Below are 20842 nucleotides of genomic sequence, written 5' to 3'. Positions count from 1 at the left end.
ATTTTAGCCGAAATTGGGCTGTTTATTTTTGCGCAAAATAAAAGATCTCCCTAAGATAGACAACCATCTTAGAGAGATCTAAATTTCATTGAATTTCTTGAACGGCGAAATAATTTTCTTCTAAGTCACAAAAATTAAAGACTTTTAGGGGACCCATTTGTGTGATCGGACTGACTTTAACGCCATTGTCTTTAAGCTTTTGCCAAGTCTTTGCTAAATCCTTAGTGGAAAAAAGAATCGCCGGTGTCGCAAGTACAGCGGTTGGATCGAGTTGGGCAACTTTTTGTTTATCATGTAAAACAAAACTAACTTCGCTGTCAAGTTTAGGTGAGATCAAATAAGCGCCATTTTGCTGGGGTAAAGCAACAACTCGTTTGAAACCGACTTGTTCTTGCCAAAAAGTGACGGCTTGCGAAACATCATTGACGTAGAGCATGACTTGACCAATCGATTCGATCATAGACTTCTTCTCCTTTTTTCCTTGATTATAACAAGCGTCAGGCTGTGAAAGAAAAATTGTGCTTAGAGTTCTTCGCCATTAGATGCGATCACTTTTTTATACCAGTAAAATGAATCTTTTGGCATCCGGTTTAAGGTTCCGTTTCCGTCATCATCTTGGTCAACGTAGATAAATCCGTAACGCTTCGACATTTCTGACGTTGAAGCACTGATCAGATCGATCGGCCCCCAAGTCGTGTAACCCATGAGATCAACCCCATCACCGATTGCAAGTTTCATTTGCTCGATGTGTTTGCGCAAATAATCAATGCGGTAGTCATCGTGGATCTTGCCATCTTCAGCGATCTCATCCACGGCACCCAGACCATTTTCGACGATGAATAGTGGCACGCGGTAACGATCCCAGAGTTCATTTAATGCGATTCGCAGCCCAACTGGATCGATTTGCCAGCCCCAATCACTTGATTCAAGATAAGGGTTAGGTCCCCCGATCGCAAAGTTACCAAGCGTTTGATTGATCTTGTCATCAGCGGCACTGACCGTTGTCATGTAGTAACTAAAGCTTAGATAATCGACTACTCCTTCTTTTAACAATTCAACATCCCCGGGAGCAAATTCTAAGGTAACGCCGTTTTCTTTGAAGTAACGGTTCATAAATTCAGGGTATTCACCGCGAACTTGAACATCAGTAAAGAAGAGATTTAATTGGTCGTTTACTTGCGCCGCTCTAACATCGGCCGGTTTAGCCGTTGCGGGATAAGTTTGCATCCGCGCCAACATGCACCCAATCGTAGCGTTAGGGTCGATCTCATGTAATTGCTTGACTGCGATCGCGCTAGCAATAAATTGATGGTGAACGGCTTGATAGCGCAATTGCAATTGTTCTTTTGAGGTTAAATGAGCATCGATCGCTCCTGTACCGATAAAGCCAGCCGAAGCCGCGTTGATCTCATTAAATGTCATCCAGTATTTGACGATCCCACGGTAACGTTCAAATACGACCTTAGTATAGCGCGTAAAATGTTCGATCACTTTACGATCTGCCCAGCCATTGTGTTTTAGTGTCAATTCGAGGGGCATTTCGTAGTGTGAAAGGGTCACAACAGGTTCAATGTTATATTTTTTACAGGTCGCAAAAACTTTATCGTAAAAGGCTAGCCCTTTTTCGTTTGGCTTTTCTTCTAAGCCAGTTGGAAAGATCCGTGCCCAAGCAAGTGAGAGACGAAAGGCTTTAAAGCCCATTTCACTAAAGAGCTTGATATCTTCTTCGTAGTGATGGTAAAAATCGATTCCGCGACGTTTAGGATAATTATCAACCCCTGGGTCAGCGATAGCTTCTTTGATACTTTCTTTGGTAACATCACTCATCGTAAATGTTTTTCTGTCGGTGGCTTTTTTGACGACTTCAGCAGTGGTCAATTTTTTGCCGTCAACGTCAAAGGCACCTTCGATCTGATTGGCAGCTGTTGCGCCACCCCATAGGAAATCTTTGGGAAATGAATGTGGAAAATCTGTTTTGTACATAATTAAATCCTCCTTGTAATTTTTAGTCTAGTTCTAAGAGTGTGTCACTAGTAATAACATTCCCTGATTTAAGGACAGTCACGGCATGGTAATTTTTGGAGTTAGTTACCACGATCGGTGTGATGACACTATAGCCGGCTTTTTTGATTGTCTCAATGTCAAATTTAACTAGTGGTTCGCCAGCCTTAACTTTTTGACCTTGCTTAACTAATGTTTCAAAGCCTTTACCATTAAGTTGCACGGTATCCATCCCGATATGGATCAAAATTTCTGTCCCATCAGTAGTATTTAATCCGATCGCGTGTCCCGTTGGAAAGACTAATGCAATTGTGGCATCGGCTGGAGCACTGACGACACCTTCTGTTGGTTCGATCGCGATCCCTTGACCCATTGCGCCAGATGAAAAGACTGCATCTTCGATCGTAGCAAGTTCGTGGGTCGTCCCAGTCAATGGGCTGAGCAATTTAGTTGGTTTAGCATAACCTTGTTCTTGTTGTGAGAGTGCTTTTTGTGTAGCAACTTGGCGTGCTTCATCGGCAGTTGTAGTAACATTTTGGGCAGTTACGTGAGCTTCTGATTCTAGCACGCTCTTTTTACCTAAAATCATTTGTAGGACAAATCCTAAGATAAAGGAAACAAGCATTGCAATCATTAAACCATAAACAGTCATGTTCATGCCGTTTTTAGGTGCGATCGCTCCAGGAATAGAGAAGATCCCGAGTCCAGCTGCCATGAAAAGTTTTGTGCCAAAGAATCCGATCAAGCCACCACCGAGTGAAGCAGCGATACAGCTTAAAACAAACGGACGCTTCCGAGGTAAGGTGATTCCGTAGATCGCTGGTTCAGTGACCCCAAAAATACCGGAGATAAAGGCAGGAAAGGCTAAACTCTTTAGTTTAGGATTCTTGGCTTGGAAGAAGATCGCTAACACGACCCCTGTTTGAGCAAAGGAAGCAGCTAACGTTAAACTTAAGAGCGTGTCAAAGCCTTGAGCACCAATGTTTGCCAAAGCCACTGCGACAAAGCCCCAGTGGACCCCAAACATAACAAAGACTTGCCAAAATGCCCCCATGACTAAGCCAGCTAAGATCGGACTTAAGGAATAGATACCTTGAGTTCCGGCTGCTAAAAGATCACCGATCCATGAAGAAAGCGGTCCGATCACTAAGAAGGTGACTGGAATAGTTATCAAAAGTGTGGTGAAAGGAACAAGGAAAGTTTTTACGACCGTTGGGATGACTTGTTTACTCCATTTTTCAATTTCAGAAGCAAACCAGATCGCAGCGATGATCGGGATAACTGTCGATGAGTAGTTGATCGCAATGATCGGGATCCCAAAGAAAGTTGAGTGAATATTTGATTCGATAAAAGTACCTTTAAAGAGTGTGTAAAGGACTTTAGAATCACTACTCATGGCGATGATCGTTGGATAAGTCATCGCAGCCCCGATCGCAACAGCGGTAAAGATCTCAACTTTGAATTTTTTAGCTGAGGTGATCGCTAAAATTATCGGTAAGAAATAAAAGAACCCATCGCCGATTGCATATAAAACTTGGTAAGTCCCAGAAGTTGTTTGGATCCAGCCAAAAGCAGCTAACATTGCCGTGAATCCTTTGATCATCCCGGCGGCACATAATGGGCCTAAAATCGGTTGGAAGATACCAGAGATCAAATCAATGAAGCGGTCTAAGAGACTCATGTTTTGTTCATCGACAAAATCATCTTCGACTGGAGCGCTACTACCAAAGCCACCAATTTTGACTAAGGTGTTGTAAACATCAGGGACGTGGTTTCCGATCACGACTTGATATTGTCCCCCAGATTTAACAACCGTGATCACACCATCGTTTTGTTTTAGGCGTTCGTCATTAGCCTTTTGTTCGTCTTTTAGTTTGAAACGTAAGCGGGTAGCACAGTGGACTACACTTTTAACGTTATCTTTACCACCAACATTTTCGATGATAAAGTTTGATAATTCTTCGTATGCCATAAAAAATTCCTCCTTTTTTAGTAACAAAAAACCCAAACTATCTATAACTACAGGCTAAAAAGCCTTTCGTCATAAACAGTTCGGGTTAATGCCTGATCGTATCAGTAACACACCGTCAAGTGTCTAAAAGCTAGCTATTTTGTTGTCGTGCCGTGACGCGGAAAATGTGGAGCGTCAAGTAAACAAGATCATCAGGATTTAGTTGCCAATCCATTTTAGCTTGTAACAAAACTGCGATCCGCTCGGCTGTTTGGTAAGCCTTAGCGTACTTGACTTGCATCAACTTGAGTAAAGCTGGATCAAGTTCTTCGGTACTTTGATGTTGCTTTTTTAACAAGCGAACGAGTAACGTACGCAGATGTGAAACAAAGCGACTATAATTAAATGAGTGCTTATCCAGTTCGATTTGATATTCATAAGCAACGATCTTAATGATCTCAGTCATGATCTGTGTGATCTGGACTGTTTCTTGGAGCTTAGCGTCATTTGAAGCGGCGTTAACGAAATGATAAGTCAACAAGATCGATTCGCTTTTAGGTAACGTTAGCCCAGTCGTGTGTTCGATCAAGGCAATCGCTTGTTTAGCGATTGCATATTCTTCGCTAAAAAGATTGCGAACCTCCCAGCGCGTATTGGCAGCGTTCATATCAATGCTTTCTTCACTTCTAGTTAAAGCAAAGTCGATATGATCTGCCAACGCTAAAAACTGAAAATCGTTAAATTTTAAGTTTAAAGCAGGTTCCACTAAGGCAACGACTTTAGTGGTCAATTCGATAGTTCGATCATCGAGTTCTTTGACTTGCATTACCTCAGTCGGTTCATTGGCAGTGATAAAGCGTCGTTCGATCTTTGTTTGATCGATCAGATCACCTTTTTTTAGGCCAAAGCCGATCCCTTTACCGATCACGATCTCTTCTTGACCGTGGTCGTTTTCGACCAAGGCCACACTATTATTGAAACTTTTGAGAAATATCACACCCCGATCCCTCCTACAAACAAAAAGCTGTTGTAATAAGAAAAAGGGGTAAACTCCACCTAGACTTATCTACAACAGCTAATGCCTGATAAAATCAGTAACACGCTTAATTCATAGTCTATGATAACGTTTTCGGTAAGCGGTGTCAACATTAAATGATATCAAAAATAATAAACATAAATTTATGTTCAATATTTATGATAGTTGCAAAAAGGTGTCTAGCGGTGTATTCTAGTATGAAATGATGACGGAGAGGTGTTTTTCATGGGAATGCATGAATATTTAAAGAGTTTAAGCGATTTAGAGATGATCAACCGTGCGCCAGGCTATTTCAAGTTTGAAGAACACAATGTGGCAGCCCATTCATTTAAGGTCACTCAAGCAGCACAAATGTTGGGTGACATTGAAGAACAAGCAGGTAATGAGGTCAATTGGCGTTCACTTTATGAAAAAGCCTTGAATCACGACTATACCGAGCGTTTTATTGGGGATATCAAAACTCCAGTCAAATATGCGACTAAAGAGCTCCGCACGATGCTCGCCAAGGTCGATGAATCATTAACAGAAAATTTCATTCAAACTGAGATCCCCGCCGAATTTCGGCAAGCTTACGAACGCCGGTTTGCGGAAGGAAAAGACGAAACCCTAGAAGGCAAGATCTTGTCAGTGGCTGATAAGATCGACTTGATGTATGAATCATTTGGTGAGATCCAAAAGGGAAATCCAGAACCAGTCTATATGGACATTTATCGGTCCAGCTTAGAAGCGATCATGGATTTCAACGATATGGCAAGTGTGCAATATTTCTTAAAATTGATCTTACCAGAACTTTTAAAGGATAATGCTGGGACAAACGCTGCCCAAAACCAATTAGCGATTTTAACGACTCAGATCATTCAACAATAGTAATTACCGCCTTGCTCGGCCAGTACGTTGGTCGGGTGGGGCGGTATTTTACTTAGTGCGAGTTTTTTAAGTATTATTACACGAAAAATGGTGGTATTCTATCAGTGGACAGGGGGAAGATAAAATGTCAGAACAACGTACATTAGTTTTAGTCAAACCAGATGGTGTCAAGGCCCAACATATTGGGGATATCATCGCACGGATCGAACACAAAGGTTACAAGATCGAGGCTTTAAAGATGATCAATGCGACTAAAGAACAATTAGCCAAGCATTATCAAGATAAGGTCAATGCACCATTTTTTCCAGAATTAGTTTCATATATGCAAGAAGGACCAATTGCGGGGATCATTGTTGCGGGCACCAACGTAGTTCCGATCATTCACAAAATGGCGGGAGCAACTAATCCTGGTGAAGCTGATTGGGGTACGGTCAGAGGTGACTTTGGCCGTGAATGGCCCGATGGAAATTTACGAAATGTGATCCATACTTCAGATAGTCCAAGTGAAGCAGATCGTGAAATTGAGATCTGGTTCCCAGAATTATAAATAAGAACTAAAAAGATCGGGCTGACCGGTCTTTTTGCATGGAAAGAAGGTACATAAATGGCATTAAGTGAGACACAAAAAATTGAACTTTTAGCGCAGTTAGTCGCAATAAAATCAGTAAACGGTGACGAAGAAAAAGTCGCGCAGTTTTTACAACGATATTTGGCTGACTATTGGATCAAAGCTCAACTAGTTCCAGTTGCGAAGGGACGTTCCTGTTTAGTGGCAAAAATCGGACACGGCCACCCATGTTTAGCTGTTTCAGGACATTTAGATATCGTGTTAGCCGAGCCAGCCGAATGGTACAGTGATCCATTTACGTTGACGGCTAAAAAAGACCGCTTGTATGGTCGAGGTGCAAGTGACATGAAAGCCGGAGTGGCAGCTTTAGTCAGTGCATTGATCGCATTAAAACAAGCTAATGAACCAAAACATGGTAGTCTCAAACTATTACTAACTGTAGCAGAAGAAGTTGGTCAAGAAGGTTCACGGGTGTTATTAGAACAAGGCTATCTAACTGATGTCGATGCGTTATTGATCGCGGAGCCAACTAATTTAGAATTGGCTTATGCACATAAGGGCTCAATGGATATTAAAGTCACTTCACGTGGGAAAAGTGCACATAGTTCGATGCCAGAAGAAGGTTATAATGCACTAGAACCACTGATCGATTTTTTGTACCAAACTAAACAAGCCTTTGAAAAAATAAATCAAGCAGATGAGCTGTTGGGGCTAGCCTCATTTAACGCCACGGTGATCAAAGCTGGCAAGCAAGTCAATTCTTTACCGGCCTTTGCGGAAGCAAAAATCAATGTGCGCACGACTCCACTTGTGGATAACCAAAAAGTGCGTGAAATTTTGCACCTGTGGAAAACTAAGTTAAATCATACTGGTGCCCAGTTAGATTTAGCTATTTATCTTGACCAACACCCAGTAAAATTAGCCTCGGATTCAACCTTGCTTAAGTTAGCTTGTGACCTAGGCAAACAGTATTTCCACCAAGAGATCAAAGTGATCGGGTTAGCTCCAGTCACCGATGCCTCAAATCTAACGCAAGGTAAACCAACTGATTTTCCGTTGATCATTTTTGGACCGGGCAATAAAAGTGTCCATCAAGCAAACGAATATGTGGATAAGTCACAGTACTTAACTTTTTGTGAATTATATCCCCAATTGTTCACGACATATTTAGCTAAAAATTAGCGCAAACAAAAAGAGTTGAAACGTATGTGTTTCAACTCTTTTTTAGCTAGTCTTTTTTAGGTTTGAGTCCAATTAAACTCAAGAATCCAGCTAATCCTAAGAGAATTACGCCTACAAGTGAAGGCTTGACGCTTTGTTCGCCAGTTTGGGGTAATTCGTTAGCGGCTAATTGTTCAACTTGTTGATTAGTCGAAACTTGGCCTCTGATCGTGGTGCTTGTTTCTTGATTAGCGGCAATAGCATTTAGTGGGGCAGTTGTAGTCTTGGCTGAATGCTGTGGCAAACGAACATTTGTGTCAGTGCCAGTTGCAACGGCACCGCCTGTATTACCTGTATTTTCTTTTTTAGCATCCCCATTTTGACCAGTAGTTGCACTACCTGTTTGGTCTTGGCCTGCTTGATCATTTGTTGCGCCTGTATTTGAGCCATTTTGGTTATCTTTACCAGTACCAGTGTTTTGGTCGGTATCAGGTTTAGCTGGCTGTTGTTCTGTAGCAGCTTCTTTGATCAAGAAGACACTTAAAACATTGCCGTATTTGTCGACTAAGCGGTAAGTTTGCTCGGCTTTAGTTGCGTTTGCTTCAACTTGGTGCCAATTATCTGCGGTTAGGACTTCCAAGGTTGCTGCTGGATATTGGTTGATCAACGCTTGTGCTGTTGGTTGATCAACAACAACTTTGTTTGGTGTAGCTGTTTGTGGTTGGTAGTAGACCTTAAGTTGGATCTTCTTAGTATTTCCCACAACATCAACGACTTCAAGGGTGTAAACGTGGAAGGTAGCCCCATTTTCTTGACTAACACCACCCTTAGTTAGGTCAAACTCTGTTGCAAAAGTATATGGTGCATATGGATTACCACCTTGATTTACCCCTGAATTGTGGAGCTCGCGGTAAAGATTATCACCATTTAAGAAGAAACGATAGCCATCAAGGTTGTCATTCGCCACACCGCTAAGTGTCAATGTCGGTTGGTTGGTGTAAAGTTCAAAAGTATCACCGGTTTGAGTTTGTGAGAACGCCGATGATTCAAACGATAACGTTGGTAATTCTGTGTCTAAGATCAATTCGATCGTGCCACGTGTAGTACTACCATCCGCAGTGGTGTAGATATAAGCTAATGGGCGTAATTGTGTTTTTTCCATTTGGAATTGGTAACTAAATGTCCCATCGCTATTAAGCGTAACTTTATTTTGTGGTGCTTGTTCATCACTACTTTGACCGAGGATCACTAAGGAAGTGACTTGTGAGCTCACTTTGCCAGTCACGGTAAAGGTCTTGGTGTTGACATCATAGAGACCGTTTGAAACGTCGGCTAAGTTGAGCCAGTTATAGTTGTTATCTTCCAATTGGTCAAAACTGATCTCGCTATTAGGTTCTGAACGGGTGGTTAAGTCAGTTAAAGCATGTCCTGGTAAGGCACCTGGGGCACCTAAAGTCTTAGGATCAGCATTTTCGTTGGTCAAAGTAACCCCTAATTCAGCTGCCGAAGTAATGCTGTAGTCTTGTGCTTGGTTAGTAGCGCGGGCATCAACACCTAGATAAGCTTCATTGGCATCAGTTTTTTGGACCACATTAAAGGTTGGACCAGCAATCTCGGTCCAGCCCAATAGGACCGTACGACGACTAGCATTGGTTACTTTGATCTCAAAGGTGGCTAAACCATCTTTAACGACACCTTCATAGATTGCACCAGTAAAGTAATCTTTGGCGTAAGCTTTAACGTTATCGCCTTGCGTTACGGCAGCATAAACGGTAACTTTATTTGGATCGTTAGCAGTTACGGTATCAAGGTCGATCCCAAAGTCTTGGACGATCGTGTGCGCCTTTTGCCAAGCAAATTGAGCTTTTGGTGTAGCAGTATTTAGGGTCAAGATAACATCTTTGCCTTCTTTGTCGGCGGTAAAGACGATCTTATCAGCAGTTGCATCGACTGGAACGATGTAATAGCCGTAACCAGAGTCAGCGTTAAAGTCAATGACTTGAACCAAGCTACCGTTATAGTAAAAGTCAGTCGTAGCGCCACCGGTCAATTGATAAGTCTTAGTAGTAGCATCATAACTAGGTGAACTTTCGTTAAATCCTAAACCATCCGTTGCGTTCCAAACATTGATCGTTTTGTCGTTGACTTGGACTGGTTTGAAGGTCGTAGCATATGTTTGAACATTGTCAGCCACGTCACTTAAGGTGATATTGACGGAATTTAAGGAGTTGGTAAAGGCGTTGAGTTCATCTGCGCTAAGGGCAAATTTAACTGTTCCTGCCATCTTGGTGTCATCACTAAAGTTAGAATCGGCACCATCATTTAATTTATGTCCAAACATTTGGCCGTTGATCGTGATGACCGCATAAGAATAATCGGTAAAGCCAGCCCCGGTGTCACGATAATCAAAGAAAAGTGTGCCACTTGGAGTTGTGCCAGTTTCAGTTGAGATCTGCAAGGAAACATTTTCGATCGTTGGGGCAGTCGTATCGATGATTACTGGATAATCTGCACTTTGAACTTGATTTGGCCCTTCATTATAAAGAGTTGCCACGTAACGGTAAGTATATTCACCATCTGGCGCAGCGACAAATTCACCGGTAGCGTCATTGTAGACTAAACCATCCCAATCAAGTGTGTTAGGATCGTTACGCATTGAAACTGAAAGCGAAACGTCACGGTTGCTACCGGAGCTATAGATCGATTTGTCCAAGCCTTGTTCGTCGGCGATCACGCGCACAACTCGCCTGTTTTGATCAAGCACCATGACCTTTAAGTCTTTTAGATTTTGTTTGACAAAGGCAAGTGGTTTTAAGAGATCACTCTTGCCATCATTATTAGGTGAGAAGGCAACTTTACCGTCTTGATAGAGTTTAGCAACTTGTTGCCAATCATAATTACCGTCTAAGTTGACCAATTTTTTGAGCGATTCTTCATCGGCGATCCCACGTGGATAATTAGCTTCGTTAACAAAATAGTTACCGCCATAGGCATTTGTTTCATCGTTAGCTGGTTTATCCAACACATCTTCACTAGTTAGATCACCATAGTAACTCAAGAATGGTACGACTAAGGTTTCTTGACCATTATCCCCGGTAAATCTAAGCCAGCCTTCAACGATCTGGTTTTGCTTTAGGCCAGTTAAGTTCAAAGTATAAGGGACAGTCAAGGTTTGTCCCGCTTTGACGGTGATCTTATCGCTACCAGTGATCCGAGCACCGGCTAATTGTTCTTCATAATAATAGCTAGTAAGTTCATCTAAGACTTCGGTAAAACCTCCACCAAAATCATCAAAGGTATAAGTTTGGTCAGTTGAACTCAAGTTGGTAAAAGTCAATTCAAAAGTGGTACTTTCGCTTACTTGGCGTAAGGAAACAGCACTTGTGTTGTCGCTAGCAGTGATATAGACTGGCGAAGCTACTGCCGCTCCCACATCGATTTGCCCCGCACCTTGGCGTCTTGGGGAGATATATGTGCCCGAAGCCAAATCTGGCATTGGTTTAGCGGTGTTCATCAAGAGTGCTTTAGTTGCTTGCACGAGATCCGCATTTGTGAGATCGGTCTCTTGTTTTAAGCGTTGCATTACCAAGGTAGCAGCCCCGGCAGCAAATGGACCCGCCATGGATGTTCCGCTCATGGTTAAGTATTTGTTATCATTACCAGTTGAAACGATTTGATATCCTGGTGCGGCTAAGTCTGGTTTTAAAGTAAAGTCAGGCAAAGGCCCCCAAGAAGAAAAACTCGCCATGCTATTTTTAGCACCAGTTTCAGAGTTTTCGGCGGCAACGGTCAAAGCATTTCTAGAAGCAGCAGGATTAGCGATCGTACTACTTGAGATCAATTCTAATGAGCCGTTAGCACCACCTGGAGAATAAAGGGCATCTTCTTTTTTGACACTCCCGGCATGACCACTATTTGAAGCGGAGATCGAAACAAAGACCCCATGATCGATCGCATATTGCACGGCTTTTTGTTCCGCATCATTAAAATCAGCGTTAGCGACCCCTTGTCCAAGTGACATTTGGATGACATTAGCGCCTAATTTGACCGCATCATAGATCGCTTGGGCAATATCATCGGTATTTTCATCGGCAAATTGATCGTTAAAGACCCGCAAGGCGAGAAGCTGACTTTCGGGCGCTACGCCGACTGCATATTGGCTATCACCATTTGGTTGACCATTGGCGCCAATGATCCCCGCTACGTGCTGCCCGTGTTGGGAAGCATCAGGGCCGTCGTCTTTGACCCAAGTATTGCTCTTAGAAGCATAGTTATAGACGAAAGGAAACTTTTCTGAAGCATAGCTACCATAGCCCAATTCGTTGATTTTTTCTTGCGCAGCTTCACTTGAGATCGCAGGTGTTTGTGGCACTTGTTGGAAATCTTTGTGCGCCGTATCTGCCCCCGAGTCGATCACGGCTACGACCATTCCTTGGCCTTGGTAGCCTTGTTGCCAAGCAGCTTCTACGTTACCCTTAACGTGATCTTTTTGAGTCGTTGGTGGGGTAGTAGTAGTTGCTGAAGTATCAGTTTGCGTTGTGACCTGAGTGGTAGTAGCAGTTTGAGTCGTACTCGTTTGTGTTTCTGACGAAGTAGTTTGGGTCGAAGTAGTTTGTGTTACTGGTGTAGTTGACGTTGTCGGCGTAGTTTCTTCAGCTGTTGTGGTAGTTGTAGCAACTTCTGTGTTTGTAGTACTTGTAGTATTTGTGACAGTCGTAGTTGCTGAATTTGTTAGAGCTGAAGTATCGCTTTGTGTTTCTTGATTAGAAGAGTTCTCATTTTGAGTGACAAGTGTTTCAGTTCCAGTATCACTAGATGTTTCGGCAGCTTGTGCCTGTGGTTGACTTAAGAATAAAACTGTCCCCGAGGCAGTGATAATCGCAGCACTGACCCATCTTTTTTTGGCTTTATATAATTTGTAACGACGTTTTTTAGTGTAATATTTCCCCATACCAGGTCACTTCCTTTTTTTTGAATTAAGCTAAATATAGCATGTTTTGTAAATTAAATATAGCTATTTTTAATAAAAAGATATAAAAATGTAATTAAAACTTAATTTTTTAAGGTTTGTTTCACTTAAAAAATAACTGAGTGCGCTTAAGATGTGTTATAGTTGGGATAAACTTTTTGTCATGTGCGATAATAGCAAGTAAGGATAGGGGGCAAAGAAATGAAAGATGCAGACTTGATCATTGAAACTACGCTTTTAGCGGGCAAGATCATGATCGAAAATGGTGCTGATATGGCGCGGGTTGACGACACTTTAAAGCGGATCGCCCGTAATTCTGGAATCACTGATCCGGCAATTTTTGAAACAACTACCGGGATCATGATGTCTGTCAAAGGTGCGCACGCGCAAGTAGTTTCGATCCAAAGACGGCGGATCGATTTGGAGCGGATCGCGCGAGTCAATGATATTTCGCGGGCATATCAAGAAAAGAAAAAAACTTTGCTTGAAGTCAATCAATATTTAAAAAACTTAGAGCAAACTGCCCCCGATTTTAAGGTCTACTGGCTCGTTTTAGCGGCTGGGATCGTTGGTTGTACGTTAGAGATCATGTATGGTGGCTCGTGGCGTGACTTTTTGCCGACTTTTTGTTTGAGTGCTTTAGGCTACTATATATTTTATTTGATCAATACTCGTTTTCGGGTCAAATTTGCCAGCGAATTTATTGCGGCATTAGTGATCGGTTTTTTGGCGATTTTTTGTGTGCGTAGTGGGATCGCTAAGAGTTATGGGATGATCATTATTGGCAGTGTGATGCCGTTAGTTCCTGGGGTGCCGTTGACCAATGCGGTGCGCGATTTGTTAGCCGGACATATTTTAAGTGGGCTCGCTCGTGCCACAGAAGGTTTGTTATCGGCGGTCGCGATCGGGATGGGCATTGCATTTGTCTTGCGCTTCTTTTAAGTAGGGGGGATTTTTGATGGATCTAAAGATGATTATTTTTCAGCTGATATTTAGTTATCTAGCAACAGTCAGCTTTGCGGTAACATTAAATATCCCTCGTTCGGCACTAAACTTGTGTGGCTTGATCGGTGCTTTAGGGTGGTTAGTTTATAAGTCGCTTTATTTAGTACATACGGGGATCGTTTTGGCTAATCTGGTGGCGGCGTTAGTGATCGGGCTTAGTTCGGTGATCGCTGCGCGGCTCAAGAAAAAGCCCATGATCTTATTTAATGTTCCTAGTTTAGTTCCGCTAGTTCCTGGTGGTCAGGCGTATCGTGCGATTTATTATTTTGCCTTTAAAAATGATAATTTAGCGTTACGTTACTTAGTTGAAGCCGGGATGATCGCCGGTGCCATCTCAATGGGCTTCTTTTTGGCCGAATTAGGGGCACAAATGTATTTTAAATTAGCCAATTCAACTAAAAAATAGCTTGTCTTAAAGTGAGACAAGCTATTTTTTAGTTTATTGATAGTTAGCGAGCATTTTTGCGATCTCTTGGTGCATTTTAGCTTTGAATGCTTGTGGTGCAAGGACTTTGACGCGTGCGCCTTGACTCAAAAGCCACATCATTGCACCGTTATCCATTGTTTCGACTTCCAAGACAGCAAAGTTTTCTTTTTGTGTGAGCACTTTTGAGTTAGGAAAACGGTCCAATGCAGCTTCTAAGATCCCGGTAAATTCAAACTTGATCTTGATCAGGTTACCGGGAGTCATATATTGGATGTGTTTTCTTAAGAGTCCATCTTCAAAGCGATCTTTATGGGTCAATGAAATTTTAGTTGTAGCTGGTTCCCAACTTAAGATCCGGTCAAGACGATAAAAGCGCGCTTGTTCTTTTTTGACATCATAAGAAACAATATAGAAGTAATAATCAGAAAAGATGATCGCTTGTGGAATGATCGTCCGGTCGAATTGTTCACCTTGTTGATTAGTATATAAAATATCTAGCGTTTGTTTGCGTTCAATGTAGCGCGAAAAATCCCACAATGGACTCAAGAGCGCTTTTTTATGTTGTAGTGGGACATAATTACTAAGCTCATTTTTGATGATTCGTGTCAATTCATTTTTTTCTTCATCAGTGGGCAAAAGCGCTAATAACAGCCGACACATTTTGGTAGTTTCGGTGCTGTTAAAGGCGCGACTTGCCAGTAAGATCTTGATCAACGCCAAAATATCGGCTTTTCCAAACGACATGTTACTGCCTTCAAAGTGATATTCTTTAGTGTCAGCTTGGTATTTTAGTACCAAATCGAGTTGATTAGTCGTGATAAAGTCACGAATATCGGCTAAGTCACGTTGGATCGTCCGCAAATTGACTTCGTATTTTTGGGCAAAAGTGGCTTTGGAAACGGTGGCGCCTGCAAGCAAGGTTTGGTAAAGATCAAGCAGGCGCAAAGCACTTGATGACATCTTATTTACCTCTTTTCATTTAATGACAATATATGTCTATCTAACCTTAGATAATAGAAGATGTCAAATGAAATAAGGACTGTAAATTGCACAGAAAATAAAGTGAGGTCTTAGTGATGGAAGAAAAAATCGAAGTTGAACTATTAAATGAATTTTATGCAGAATTGGCCGAGTTGATCGGCTTTGAAAATGCCTATAAGATCTATGAAACGTATCGTGGCTTATCCTATACTTTTCCGATGCGGTTATACGATCCTAAAAAAGTTGCGGCCAAGATCGTGACGCGATATAACGGCAAAAACGCCAGTGAATTAGCGAGAGAATATGGTTATTCAATGCGTTGGGTCTTAGAAGTTTTACGCAAAGAACGGGCTCAGAAAAACAAAGGGAATTGAAATTAAGCGCTATCTTAAGTATGATAACAGTAAAAGAAAGAAGGTGGATCGATGCAACCACGTGCGTTGCCTTTGGAAAAAGGTGTAAATTTTAGAGATCTAGGTGGCTATGTAACTAAAGATGGTCGCCGGTTAAAAACAAATAAGGTCATTCGTTCAGCCTCATTGGGTAATTTATCGACAAAAGACTTAGAATTTTTGGAAGACTATGGCTTACGTTACGATATTGATTTTCGTTCCGCAGAAGAAACTAAAGCGGCGCCTGATCGTTTGCCTGATGAGACAAAATACTTTTTTGCGCCAGTATTTCCAGAAGATGAAACAAAAAGTTCCCAAAAAGATCGGCAAAAAGAAGCTTTTTTCACCGATCCACAAGCGGGCTTTGATAATATGGTACAAGCCTATCAACACATTGTTTTAGCGGATAGTGCTAAAAAAGCTTACCGCCAGTTCTTTGATGTGTTGTTAGCTAACGAAAAAGAAGGACAGTCAGTGTTATTTCACTGTTCGGCGGGAAAAGATCGTACCGGTATGGGTGCTGTCTATTTGTTAAGTCTGCTAGGGATGAGTGATGAACTGATTTTAAATGATTACTTAGCGTCAAATCACTTTTTAGCGCCTTGGCACAAAGAACAATTAAAAAAGCATCAACTTGCTGGCGAAACAACGCAGATCTTTTTAGACAATATGAGAGCGCTAGGCTCGGTTGACCCGCTTTATTTGCAGACGGCGTTAGATATCATGCAACGCGAATACGGAAGTTTAGGTGATTATTTACGCCATGAATTACAAGTGACCCCGACTCAAGTTAAGCAGTTACAAGCGATTTATTTAGAGGAAATTTAGAAAAATGGGAAAAGTCAGTTTGTTTATTGCGGTCAGTGTGGATGGGTTTATTGCTGATGAGGCAGGTCAAGTAACTTGGATCAGTGGCCAAAGAAAAGACCAAGAGATACCTGACACGTATCAAGACTATATGGCAGATGTTTCTACGATTATTATGGGCAATAAAACGTATCAGCAAGTCACCACAACTTTGTCACCGGATAATTGGCCCTATACTGGTTATAAAACTTATGTCTTAACGCATAAAGCTAAACAGAATCTTTCCGAGATAACTTTTAGTGCGCGCTCGCCCGCTGAGTTAGTTAAAGAACTTAAAGAAACTCAAACAGGTAAGATTTGGATCTGTGGGGGTGCAAGCATTGCGCAAGCCTTACAAAAGGCAGATCTGATCGATGAATATTATTTAACAGTGATCCCGGTGATTTTAGGTAAAGGGATCAGGCTCTTTAGTGATAGTGGGTTACCAACTAACTTAAATTTGTCACAAACGACAACTTATAATGGAATCGTTGAATTAAAATACGAAAAACGCTAAACAAAGCCGGATACTACTTGTTAGAATCCGGCTTTTATTAGATCAATTTTAGTTGAGTTGGTGGTTTAGGCGCTAAGCCATCAAAATCAATGCCGAGCATTTCTTTGAGCGTTAGTGCGTTTGGAGCTGCATCGCCACCTGAATTGTTGTTAAAGATCACACAAATTTCATTGACTTGACCTTGAAGCCCATTAATGATGTCTTTAAATTCGGTCAATTCGGTCTCACTGTAACGATATAAGGTCCGTTCTTTACGCCAATTCGGGCCTTTTTTGCTCCAACCATGCTGATTACGTCCGTGGAGTCGCATGAAAAAAAGTTCAGGAGTTGTCACGATCGGCTTGAAAGGAACCGAGGCTTCAGTTTGGCTGGGTTCATCGGCAGCTGTTAAAGTCAGATGTTGCGTTTGGCAAAATTCAACTAGTGAGGGCAAAGTTTCGGGGCGATACCAACTTTGTGCCCGAAATTCAACACAAATCGCAATTTCTGGGAGCCAAGTTCTGAGTTGGCGCAAATAATTAATACTTTTTTTGGTAGGCGTAAAGAAAGGGGGAAACTGAAATAAAACGGCGGTTAATTGGTTAGTTTCTCTTAGCGGGACCAAAGCTTCTTTGAAAGCGCGAAAGGTTTGTTTTAACGTAGCTAGCTCCACTTTTTCTTTGACGTGACCAGTCATTGAGCGGTGGGCTTTAACCACAAATTTAAATTCTTTGGGAACTTGTTTTTGCCAGTTACGGACAGTTTTTTGTGCCGGAATCGCATAAAAAAAGGTATCGATCTCAACTACAGGGAAAAAAGCTGCGTATTCAGCTAACGTTAACGGACGAGAAATATCTGGCAGTAAAGCTTGGTGTTCGCTCCAAGTCGTAGCGCCAAGTGTGATCATAACTCAAGCATCCTTTCTAAGTTATCATGCGTAAAATGTATCAAAAACTAATTGAACTAAGTATTTTACAAGTTAAGAACAAAAAACTACACTAGAGATAGATAAAATAATGGAGGAATGTAAGATGATTTTTACTGAAACATATACCTTAAATAACGGTGTAAAGATCCCCAAGTTAGGCTTAGGCACATGGTTTATCCCCGACGAAGATGTTGCGCAAGCCGTTTATGATGCGGTAAATATAGGTTACCGTCATTTTGATACTGCTCAAGCTTATGGTAATGAACGTGGTGTGGGCGAAGGGATCTTAAATAGTGGGGTAGCGCGTGAAGATCTCTTTGTGACTTCCAAATTAGCTGCTGAGATCAAAGATTATGGTGACGCTGCCCAAGCGATCGATGAAACATTAACAAAGATGGGCTTAGACTATTTAGATCTAATGTTGATCCACAGTCCAGAACCATGGGCTGATTTTCGGGCCGAAAACTACGACGAAGGCAATTTAGCTGCGTGGAGCGCTTTAGAAGATGCTTATCGGGATGGTAAGATCCGGGCGATCGGGGTCTCTAATTTCTTAGAAAAAGATTTGGCTAATTTGCTAGAAAATGCTGAGATCATGCCAATGGTCAACCAGTTGTTAGTTCATGCAGGCAATACACCAATTAGCTTATTACAATATTGCCAAGCAAACGATATTTTAGTCGAAGCATATTCGCCAATTGCTCATGGTGAGGCCTTTGAAAATCCGACCTTAAAAGAAATGGCTGCTAAATATAATGTCAGCATTCCCCAACTTTGCATCCGCTATGATTTGCAATTAGGGACGGTTCCTTTGCCAAAGACAGCTAACCCGACCCATATGGCGGATAACGCCAAGCTTGATTTTGAGATCAGCGCTGAAGATATGGCAACGTTAAAGGCGCTTAAAGGTCTTGATTATGGGGATTCAAGCGTCTTTCCAGTATTTAGTGATAAAAATAAAGCTCAAGACTAAATCAAAATTCCCTGTAAGTGGTCGACTTCGTGTTGGATAATTTGGGCAGTAAAACCTGTGAATTCTTGTTTTTGAGGTTTAAAGTTTTCATCTTGATAGGTCACGGTGATTTTGTCATAGCGCGTCGTTTGAGTGATCGTTGGTAATGACAAGCAACCTTCTTTTGTTTGATAGGGTTTAGCTTTAGCAACGATCTTAGGATTTAGCATGGCAAAAAAGAGTGGACCTACTTGGCAGGCAATGATCTGCTTATTTTCTCCGATCATATTAGCTGCCATGCCAACACAGCGTTCTTGGTTAGCTTTAAGCGTATCGAGTAAGTCAATAACGATCTGGGCGTCAGCCTTAGTGGCAGGAGTAGCCTTTTGACTTAAAGTTTTTTGGTCATGATTGATATTTTTGATCATAAGTATACCTCATTTTTAGTTAATAATAAGAGTGGTGCATTTGACACCACTCTTTTTTTACGATTTTTTAAGAAATTGAATGACTAGAGCAGCGATCAAAAAAGAGACTGCACCCAGACTAAAGGGAATCAAGTTGTTAAGATCATACAAGATCCCGGCGATAAAAGCCCCGATGATCCGCCCAAATGATTGGGAAGCCTGGTAAAAACCAAGGACAGTACTTTGAGTTTTAGGCGTAGCTTGGTTAGTGATCAAATCTTGCACCATCGGAACGCTGACCGCATAAAAAGCATAAAAAACTAAATTCAAGCTAAAAAAGATGAGCAAGTTAGGTGAAAAAAGGACTGCACCCATAAAAAGGGCACAGGCACCTAAGATCACCGGCGTACTTCTTTTAAGATCTGTCTTTTTAACTAAAAACATCCCAAATGTCATATTAGCTACAAGTGAGATCAAGCCTACAGCGCCTTTGAAAGTTCCGTTATAACTGCTGGAAAGATCAAAGACGTCTTTTAAATAGTAGTTAAAGCTTTGGTCAAATGCGGTGTAACCTAAAAATGTCAAAACCGAGACACCAAGTAATCCCCACAATAAACGAGAAAGTGGGGCATCTTTAGGCGCGAGACGGGGGATAAACGTTAGACTTTGGCAAGCTTTTTTTAGGTTTAATTTTTCCGGATTAGCAAGGTCATCGACCAAGAGAAAATAAAATAAGATCCCCGTAACAAATAATTGCACGATCTGTAAACTAAAGGTCCACATCAAATCAAAACTACCAATGATGCCACCAATAAAATAACCCAATGCACCAAAAACGGTCTGGACCGTAGCATTTAAGGTCAAATTAGCCCCACGTTCATCAGCCAATGAAGTGTTAGCGATATAGGTCAAAGCCCCGACAAAAAAGGCACCACAGGCGATTCCCGCTAATAAACGCCCCCATAAGATAATTCCTGGCGTATGTCCGAGCGCAAAGAGTACTTGGGCTAAAGAATAGCCGATACTTCCACCTGCCATTAAAATACGGGCATTGATGCTTTTGGCTAATTCTCCGAAAAAGGGCGAACCTAAAAACATCCCTAAAGACATCACGGCAAACGCATACCCAAACATTGCACTGTCTAAATGCCAAAGCTTAAAGTAAGCAGGCGTGATCGGGTGAGCATAGTTAGCCGCTAGATTAAAAGAAGCGATCAACGCTAAAAAGGTAAATTTCTTTTTCATCGATCAGTCGTTGTTTTTCTTACGTCTAAACCAGCTGAAAAGGCCACGGCGACGCTTGGGACGTTTCTTTTCTTCCGCTGCACTAATCGCATTGGTCGTTTTATAGCTGACCCCTTGAGTCGGGTAAAGGATATGTTGCGCTGCACTATTTTCGGGCAACCGCTTGAGTTCTTCGGCAGCAACTTTGATCGCTTCAGGGTCTGTTTCTTGTAAAGCTAAGAGATCATTTATTTGCTTAGTTGCAGCTAAAGTGAGTTTTTGTTGGTGATCGATCAATTGATGTAATTCAGCGATTTGGCGATCCTTTTCTTGAAGTTGTTCATTGATCAATTCAAGTTGTTCTTGGAGTTTATCGAGTTGTTTAGTATCGTGAGCTAAGGCTTTTTTAGCAGTTGCACTTGGCAAGAGCAATTCTTGTTGCGCTTTTTTTAAGGTATCTTTAGCGTAAAGTTTAGCGCGACCTTCAATTTTAACTGGTTTGATCTGATTGACTTTTAAAAAGCGATAGATCGTAGAGCGACTAACACCGACATTATCAGCCAATTCTTGGCTTGTGTATAACTTTTCAGCCAATATTTTTCAATTCCTTTCGTCTAATGGAGTATTTTTA

19 protein-coding genes are annotated in these 20842 nt (G+C 41.7%); 9 read left to right on the top strand and 10 right to left on the bottom strand.

The window, feature by feature from the left end; genetic code table 11:
• Positions 1–85: 85 nt before the first annotated feature.
• From FC32_RS01740 to FC32_RS01725, 4 genes are all read right to left on the bottom strand, one after another.
• Positions 86–460 (bottom strand): VOC family protein, encoded by a 375-nt coding sequence (locus tag FC32_RS01740; RefSeq protein WP_025087602.1) that lies wholly within the window; start codon positions 458–460, stop codon positions 86–88.
• 62 nt (positions 461–522) lie between these two features.
• A complete protein-coding gene (locus tag FC32_RS01735; RefSeq protein ID WP_056957222.1) occupies positions 523–1983 on the bottom strand; it encodes a glycoside hydrolase family 1 protein in 1461 nt (486 codons plus the stop codon).
• A 22-nt stretch (positions 1984–2005) separates the two neighbouring features.
• A complete protein-coding gene (locus FC32_RS01730; protein ID WP_025087603.1) occupies positions 2006–3973 on the bottom strand; it encodes a beta-glucoside-specific PTS transporter subunit IIABC in 1968 nt (655 codons plus the stop codon).
• A 130-nt stretch (positions 3974–4103) separates the two neighbouring features.
• Positions 4104–4949, bottom strand: coding sequence for a PRD domain-containing protein (locus FC32_RS01725; RefSeq protein WP_025087604.1), 846 nt, complete (start codon positions 4947–4949; stop codon positions 4104–4106).
• 264 nt (positions 4950–5213) lie between these two features.
• On the opposite strand from FC32_RS01725, the gene FC32_RS01720 reads away from it, so the two are divergent.
• The 3 genes from FC32_RS01720 (at position 5214) to FC32_RS01710 (ending at position 7605) form a co-directional block, all read left to right on the top strand.
• Positions 5214–5855, top strand: coding sequence for a YfbR-like 5'-deoxynucleotidase (locus tag FC32_RS01720; RefSeq protein ID WP_025087605.1), 642 nt, complete (start codon positions 5214–5216; stop codon positions 5853–5855).
• Positions 5856–5979: 124 nt separating this feature from the next.
• A complete protein-coding gene (gene ndk / locus FC32_RS01715) occupies positions 5980–6402 on the top strand; it encodes a nucleoside-diphosphate kinase (RefSeq protein WP_035460059.1) in 423 nt (140 codons plus the stop codon).
• 57 nt (positions 6403–6459) lie between these two features.
• Positions 6460–7605, top strand: coding sequence for an ArgE/DapE family deacylase (locus tag FC32_RS01710; protein WP_025087606.1), 1146 nt, complete (start codon positions 6460–6462; stop codon positions 7603–7605).
• Between the two features lie 46 nt (positions 7606–7651).
• Here FC32_RS01710 and FC32_RS01705 read toward each other — a convergent pair whose 3' ends face one another.
• A complete protein-coding gene (locus FC32_RS01705; RefSeq protein ID WP_056957221.1) occupies positions 7652–12535 on the bottom strand; it encodes a S8 family serine peptidase in 4884 nt (1627 codons plus the stop codon).
• A 219-nt stretch (positions 12536–12754) separates the two neighbouring features.
• Between FC32_RS01705 and FC32_RS01700 the strand changes: the two genes are divergently transcribed.
• Together FC32_RS01700 and FC32_RS01695 are read left to right on the top strand one after the other, a co-directional pair.
• A complete protein-coding gene (locus FC32_RS01700; protein ID WP_056957220.1) occupies positions 12755–13495 on the top strand; it encodes a threonine/serine exporter family protein in 741 nt (246 codons plus the stop codon).
• A 16-nt stretch (positions 13496–13511) separates the two neighbouring features.
• Positions 13512–13964 carry a threonine/serine exporter family protein gene (locus FC32_RS01695; protein ID WP_056957219.1) on the top strand — a complete coding sequence of 151 codons (453 nt, stop codon included), beginning with the start codon at positions 13512–13514 and terminating at the stop codon, positions 13962–13964.
• A 33-nt stretch (positions 13965–13997) separates the two neighbouring features.
• On the opposite strand, the gene FC32_RS01690 is transcribed toward FC32_RS01695, so the two are convergent.
• Positions 13998–14945 (bottom strand): helix-turn-helix transcriptional regulator, encoded by a 948-nt coding sequence (locus FC32_RS01690; RefSeq protein WP_025087939.1) that lies wholly within the window; start codon positions 14943–14945, stop codon positions 13998–14000.
• Positions 14946–15061: 116 nt separating this feature from the next.
• On the opposite strand from FC32_RS01690, the gene FC32_RS01685 reads away from it, so the two are divergent.
• Genes FC32_RS01685 through FC32_RS01675 form a run of 3 tightly spaced genes read left to right on the top strand, consistent with a single transcriptional unit; the run spans position 15062 to position 16721 of the window.
• Positions 15062–15340 (top strand): Mor transcription activator family protein, encoded by a 279-nt coding sequence (locus FC32_RS01685; protein ID WP_025087938.1) that lies wholly within the window; start codon positions 15062–15064, stop codon positions 15338–15340.
• Positions 15341–15391: 51 nt separating this feature from the next.
• Positions 15392–16186 (top strand): tyrosine-protein phosphatase, encoded by a 795-nt coding sequence (locus FC32_RS01680; protein WP_025087937.1) that lies wholly within the window; start codon positions 15392–15394, stop codon positions 16184–16186.
• 4 nt (positions 16187–16190) lie between these two features.
• A complete protein-coding gene (locus FC32_RS01675; protein WP_025087936.1) occupies positions 16191–16721 on the top strand; it encodes a dihydrofolate reductase family protein in 531 nt (176 codons plus the stop codon).
• A 37-nt stretch (positions 16722–16758) separates the two neighbouring features.
• Here FC32_RS01675 and FC32_RS01670 read toward each other — a convergent pair whose 3' ends face one another.
• Positions 16759–17607: a DUF72 domain-containing protein gene (locus tag FC32_RS01670; protein ID WP_025087935.1), complete on the bottom strand. Its 849-nt coding sequence runs from the start codon at positions 17605–17607 to the stop codon at positions 16759–16761.
• 124 nt (positions 17608–17731) lie between these two features.
• Between FC32_RS01670 and FC32_RS01665 the strand changes: the two genes are divergently transcribed.
• Positions 17732–18601 carry an aldo/keto reductase gene (locus tag FC32_RS01665; protein ID WP_025087934.1) on the top strand — a complete coding sequence of 290 codons (870 nt, stop codon included), beginning with the start codon at positions 17732–17734 and terminating at the stop codon, positions 18599–18601.
• On the opposite strand, the gene FC32_RS01660 is transcribed toward FC32_RS01665, so the two are convergent.
• Genes FC32_RS01660 through FC32_RS01650 form a run of 3 tightly spaced genes read right to left on the bottom strand, consistent with a single transcriptional unit; the run spans position 18598 to position 20805 of the window.
• A complete protein-coding gene (locus tag FC32_RS01660; protein ID WP_056957218.1) occupies positions 18598–19008 on the bottom strand; it encodes a peptide deformylase in 411 nt (136 codons plus the stop codon). The genes FC32_RS01665 and FC32_RS01660 overlap by 4 nt on opposite strands.
• 57 nt (positions 19009–19065) lie before the next feature.
• Positions 19066–20232, bottom strand: a complete 1167-nt coding sequence (locus FC32_RS01655) for an MFS transporter (protein ID WP_056957217.1) — start codon at positions 20230–20232, stop codon at positions 19066–19068.
• A 3-nt stretch (positions 20233–20235) separates the two neighbouring features.
• The gene (locus tag FC32_RS01650; RefSeq protein WP_025087933.1) at positions 20236–20805 is read right to left on the bottom strand and encodes a helix-turn-helix domain-containing protein; all 570 of its coding nucleotides are present in this window, start codon (positions 20803–20805) and stop codon (positions 20236–20238) included.
• Positions 20806–20842: the final 37 nt, after the last annotated feature.

This window comes from Ligilactobacillus apodemi DSM 16634 = JCM 16172, assembly GCF_001434405.1.
In the GTDB taxonomy this organism is placed as follows: Bacteria; Bacillota; Bacilli; order Lactobacillales; family Lactobacillaceae; genus Ligilactobacillus; species Ligilactobacillus apodemi.
This window is presented reverse-complemented; position numbering and strand designations above follow the sequence as displayed.

Excerpts from the sequence above, each read along its gene's own strand:
- FC32_RS01740 (WP_025087602.1), bottom strand. The coding sequence starts at position 460 with ATGATCGAATCGATTGGTCAAGTCATGCTCTACGTCAATGATGTTTCG.
- FC32_RS01735 (WP_056957222.1), bottom strand. The coding sequence starts at position 1,983 with ATGTACAAAACAGATTTTCCACATTCATTTCCCAAAGATTTCCTATGG.
- FC32_RS01730 (WP_025087603.1), bottom strand. The coding sequence starts at position 3,973 with ATGGCATACGAAGAATTATCAAACTTTATCATCGAAAATGTTGGTGGT.
- FC32_RS01720 (WP_025087605.1), top strand. The coding sequence starts at position 5,214 with ATGGGAATGCATGAATATTTAAAGAGTTTAAGCGATTTAGAGATGATC.
- ndk (WP_035460059.1), top strand. The coding sequence starts at position 5,980 with ATGTCAGAACAACGTACATTAGTTTTAGTCAAACCAGATGGTGTCAAG.
- FC32_RS01710 (WP_025087606.1), top strand. The coding sequence starts at position 6,460 with ATGGCATTAAGTGAGACACAAAAAATTGAACTTTTAGCGCAGTTAGTC.
- FC32_RS01705 (WP_056957221.1), bottom strand. The coding sequence starts at position 12,535 with ATGGGGAAATATTACACTAAAAAACGTCGTTACAAATTATATAAAGCC.
- FC32_RS01700 (WP_056957220.1), top strand. The coding sequence starts at position 12,755 with ATGAAAGATGCAGACTTGATCATTGAAACTACGCTTTTAGCGGGCAAG.
- FC32_RS01695 (WP_056957219.1), top strand. The coding sequence starts at position 13,512 with ATGGATCTAAAGATGATTATTTTTCAGCTGATATTTAGTTATCTAGCA.
- FC32_RS01690 (WP_025087939.1), bottom strand. The coding sequence starts at position 14,945 with ATGTCATCAAGTGCTTTGCGCCTGCTTGATCTTTACCAAACCTTGCTT.
- FC32_RS01685 (WP_025087938.1), top strand. The coding sequence starts at position 15,062 with ATGGAAGAAAAAATCGAAGTTGAACTATTAAATGAATTTTATGCAGAA.
- FC32_RS01680 (WP_025087937.1), top strand. The coding sequence starts at position 15,392 with ATGCAACCACGTGCGTTGCCTTTGGAAAAAGGTGTAAATTTTAGAGAT.
- FC32_RS01675 (WP_025087936.1), top strand. The coding sequence starts at position 16,191 with ATGGGAAAAGTCAGTTTGTTTATTGCGGTCAGTGTGGATGGGTTTATT.
- FC32_RS01670 (WP_025087935.1), bottom strand. The coding sequence starts at position 17,607 with ATGATCACACTTGGCGCTACGACTTGGAGCGAACACCAAGCTTTACTG.
- FC32_RS01665 (WP_025087934.1), top strand. The coding sequence starts at position 17,732 with ATGATTTTTACTGAAACATATACCTTAAATAACGGTGTAAAGATCCCC.
- FC32_RS01660 (WP_056957218.1), bottom strand. The coding sequence starts at position 19,008 with ATGATCAAAAATATCAATCATGACCAAAAAACTTTAAGTCAAAAGGCT.
- FC32_RS01655 (WP_056957217.1), bottom strand. The coding sequence starts at position 20,232 with ATGAAAAAGAAATTTACCTTTTTAGCGTTGATCGCTTCTTTTAATCTA.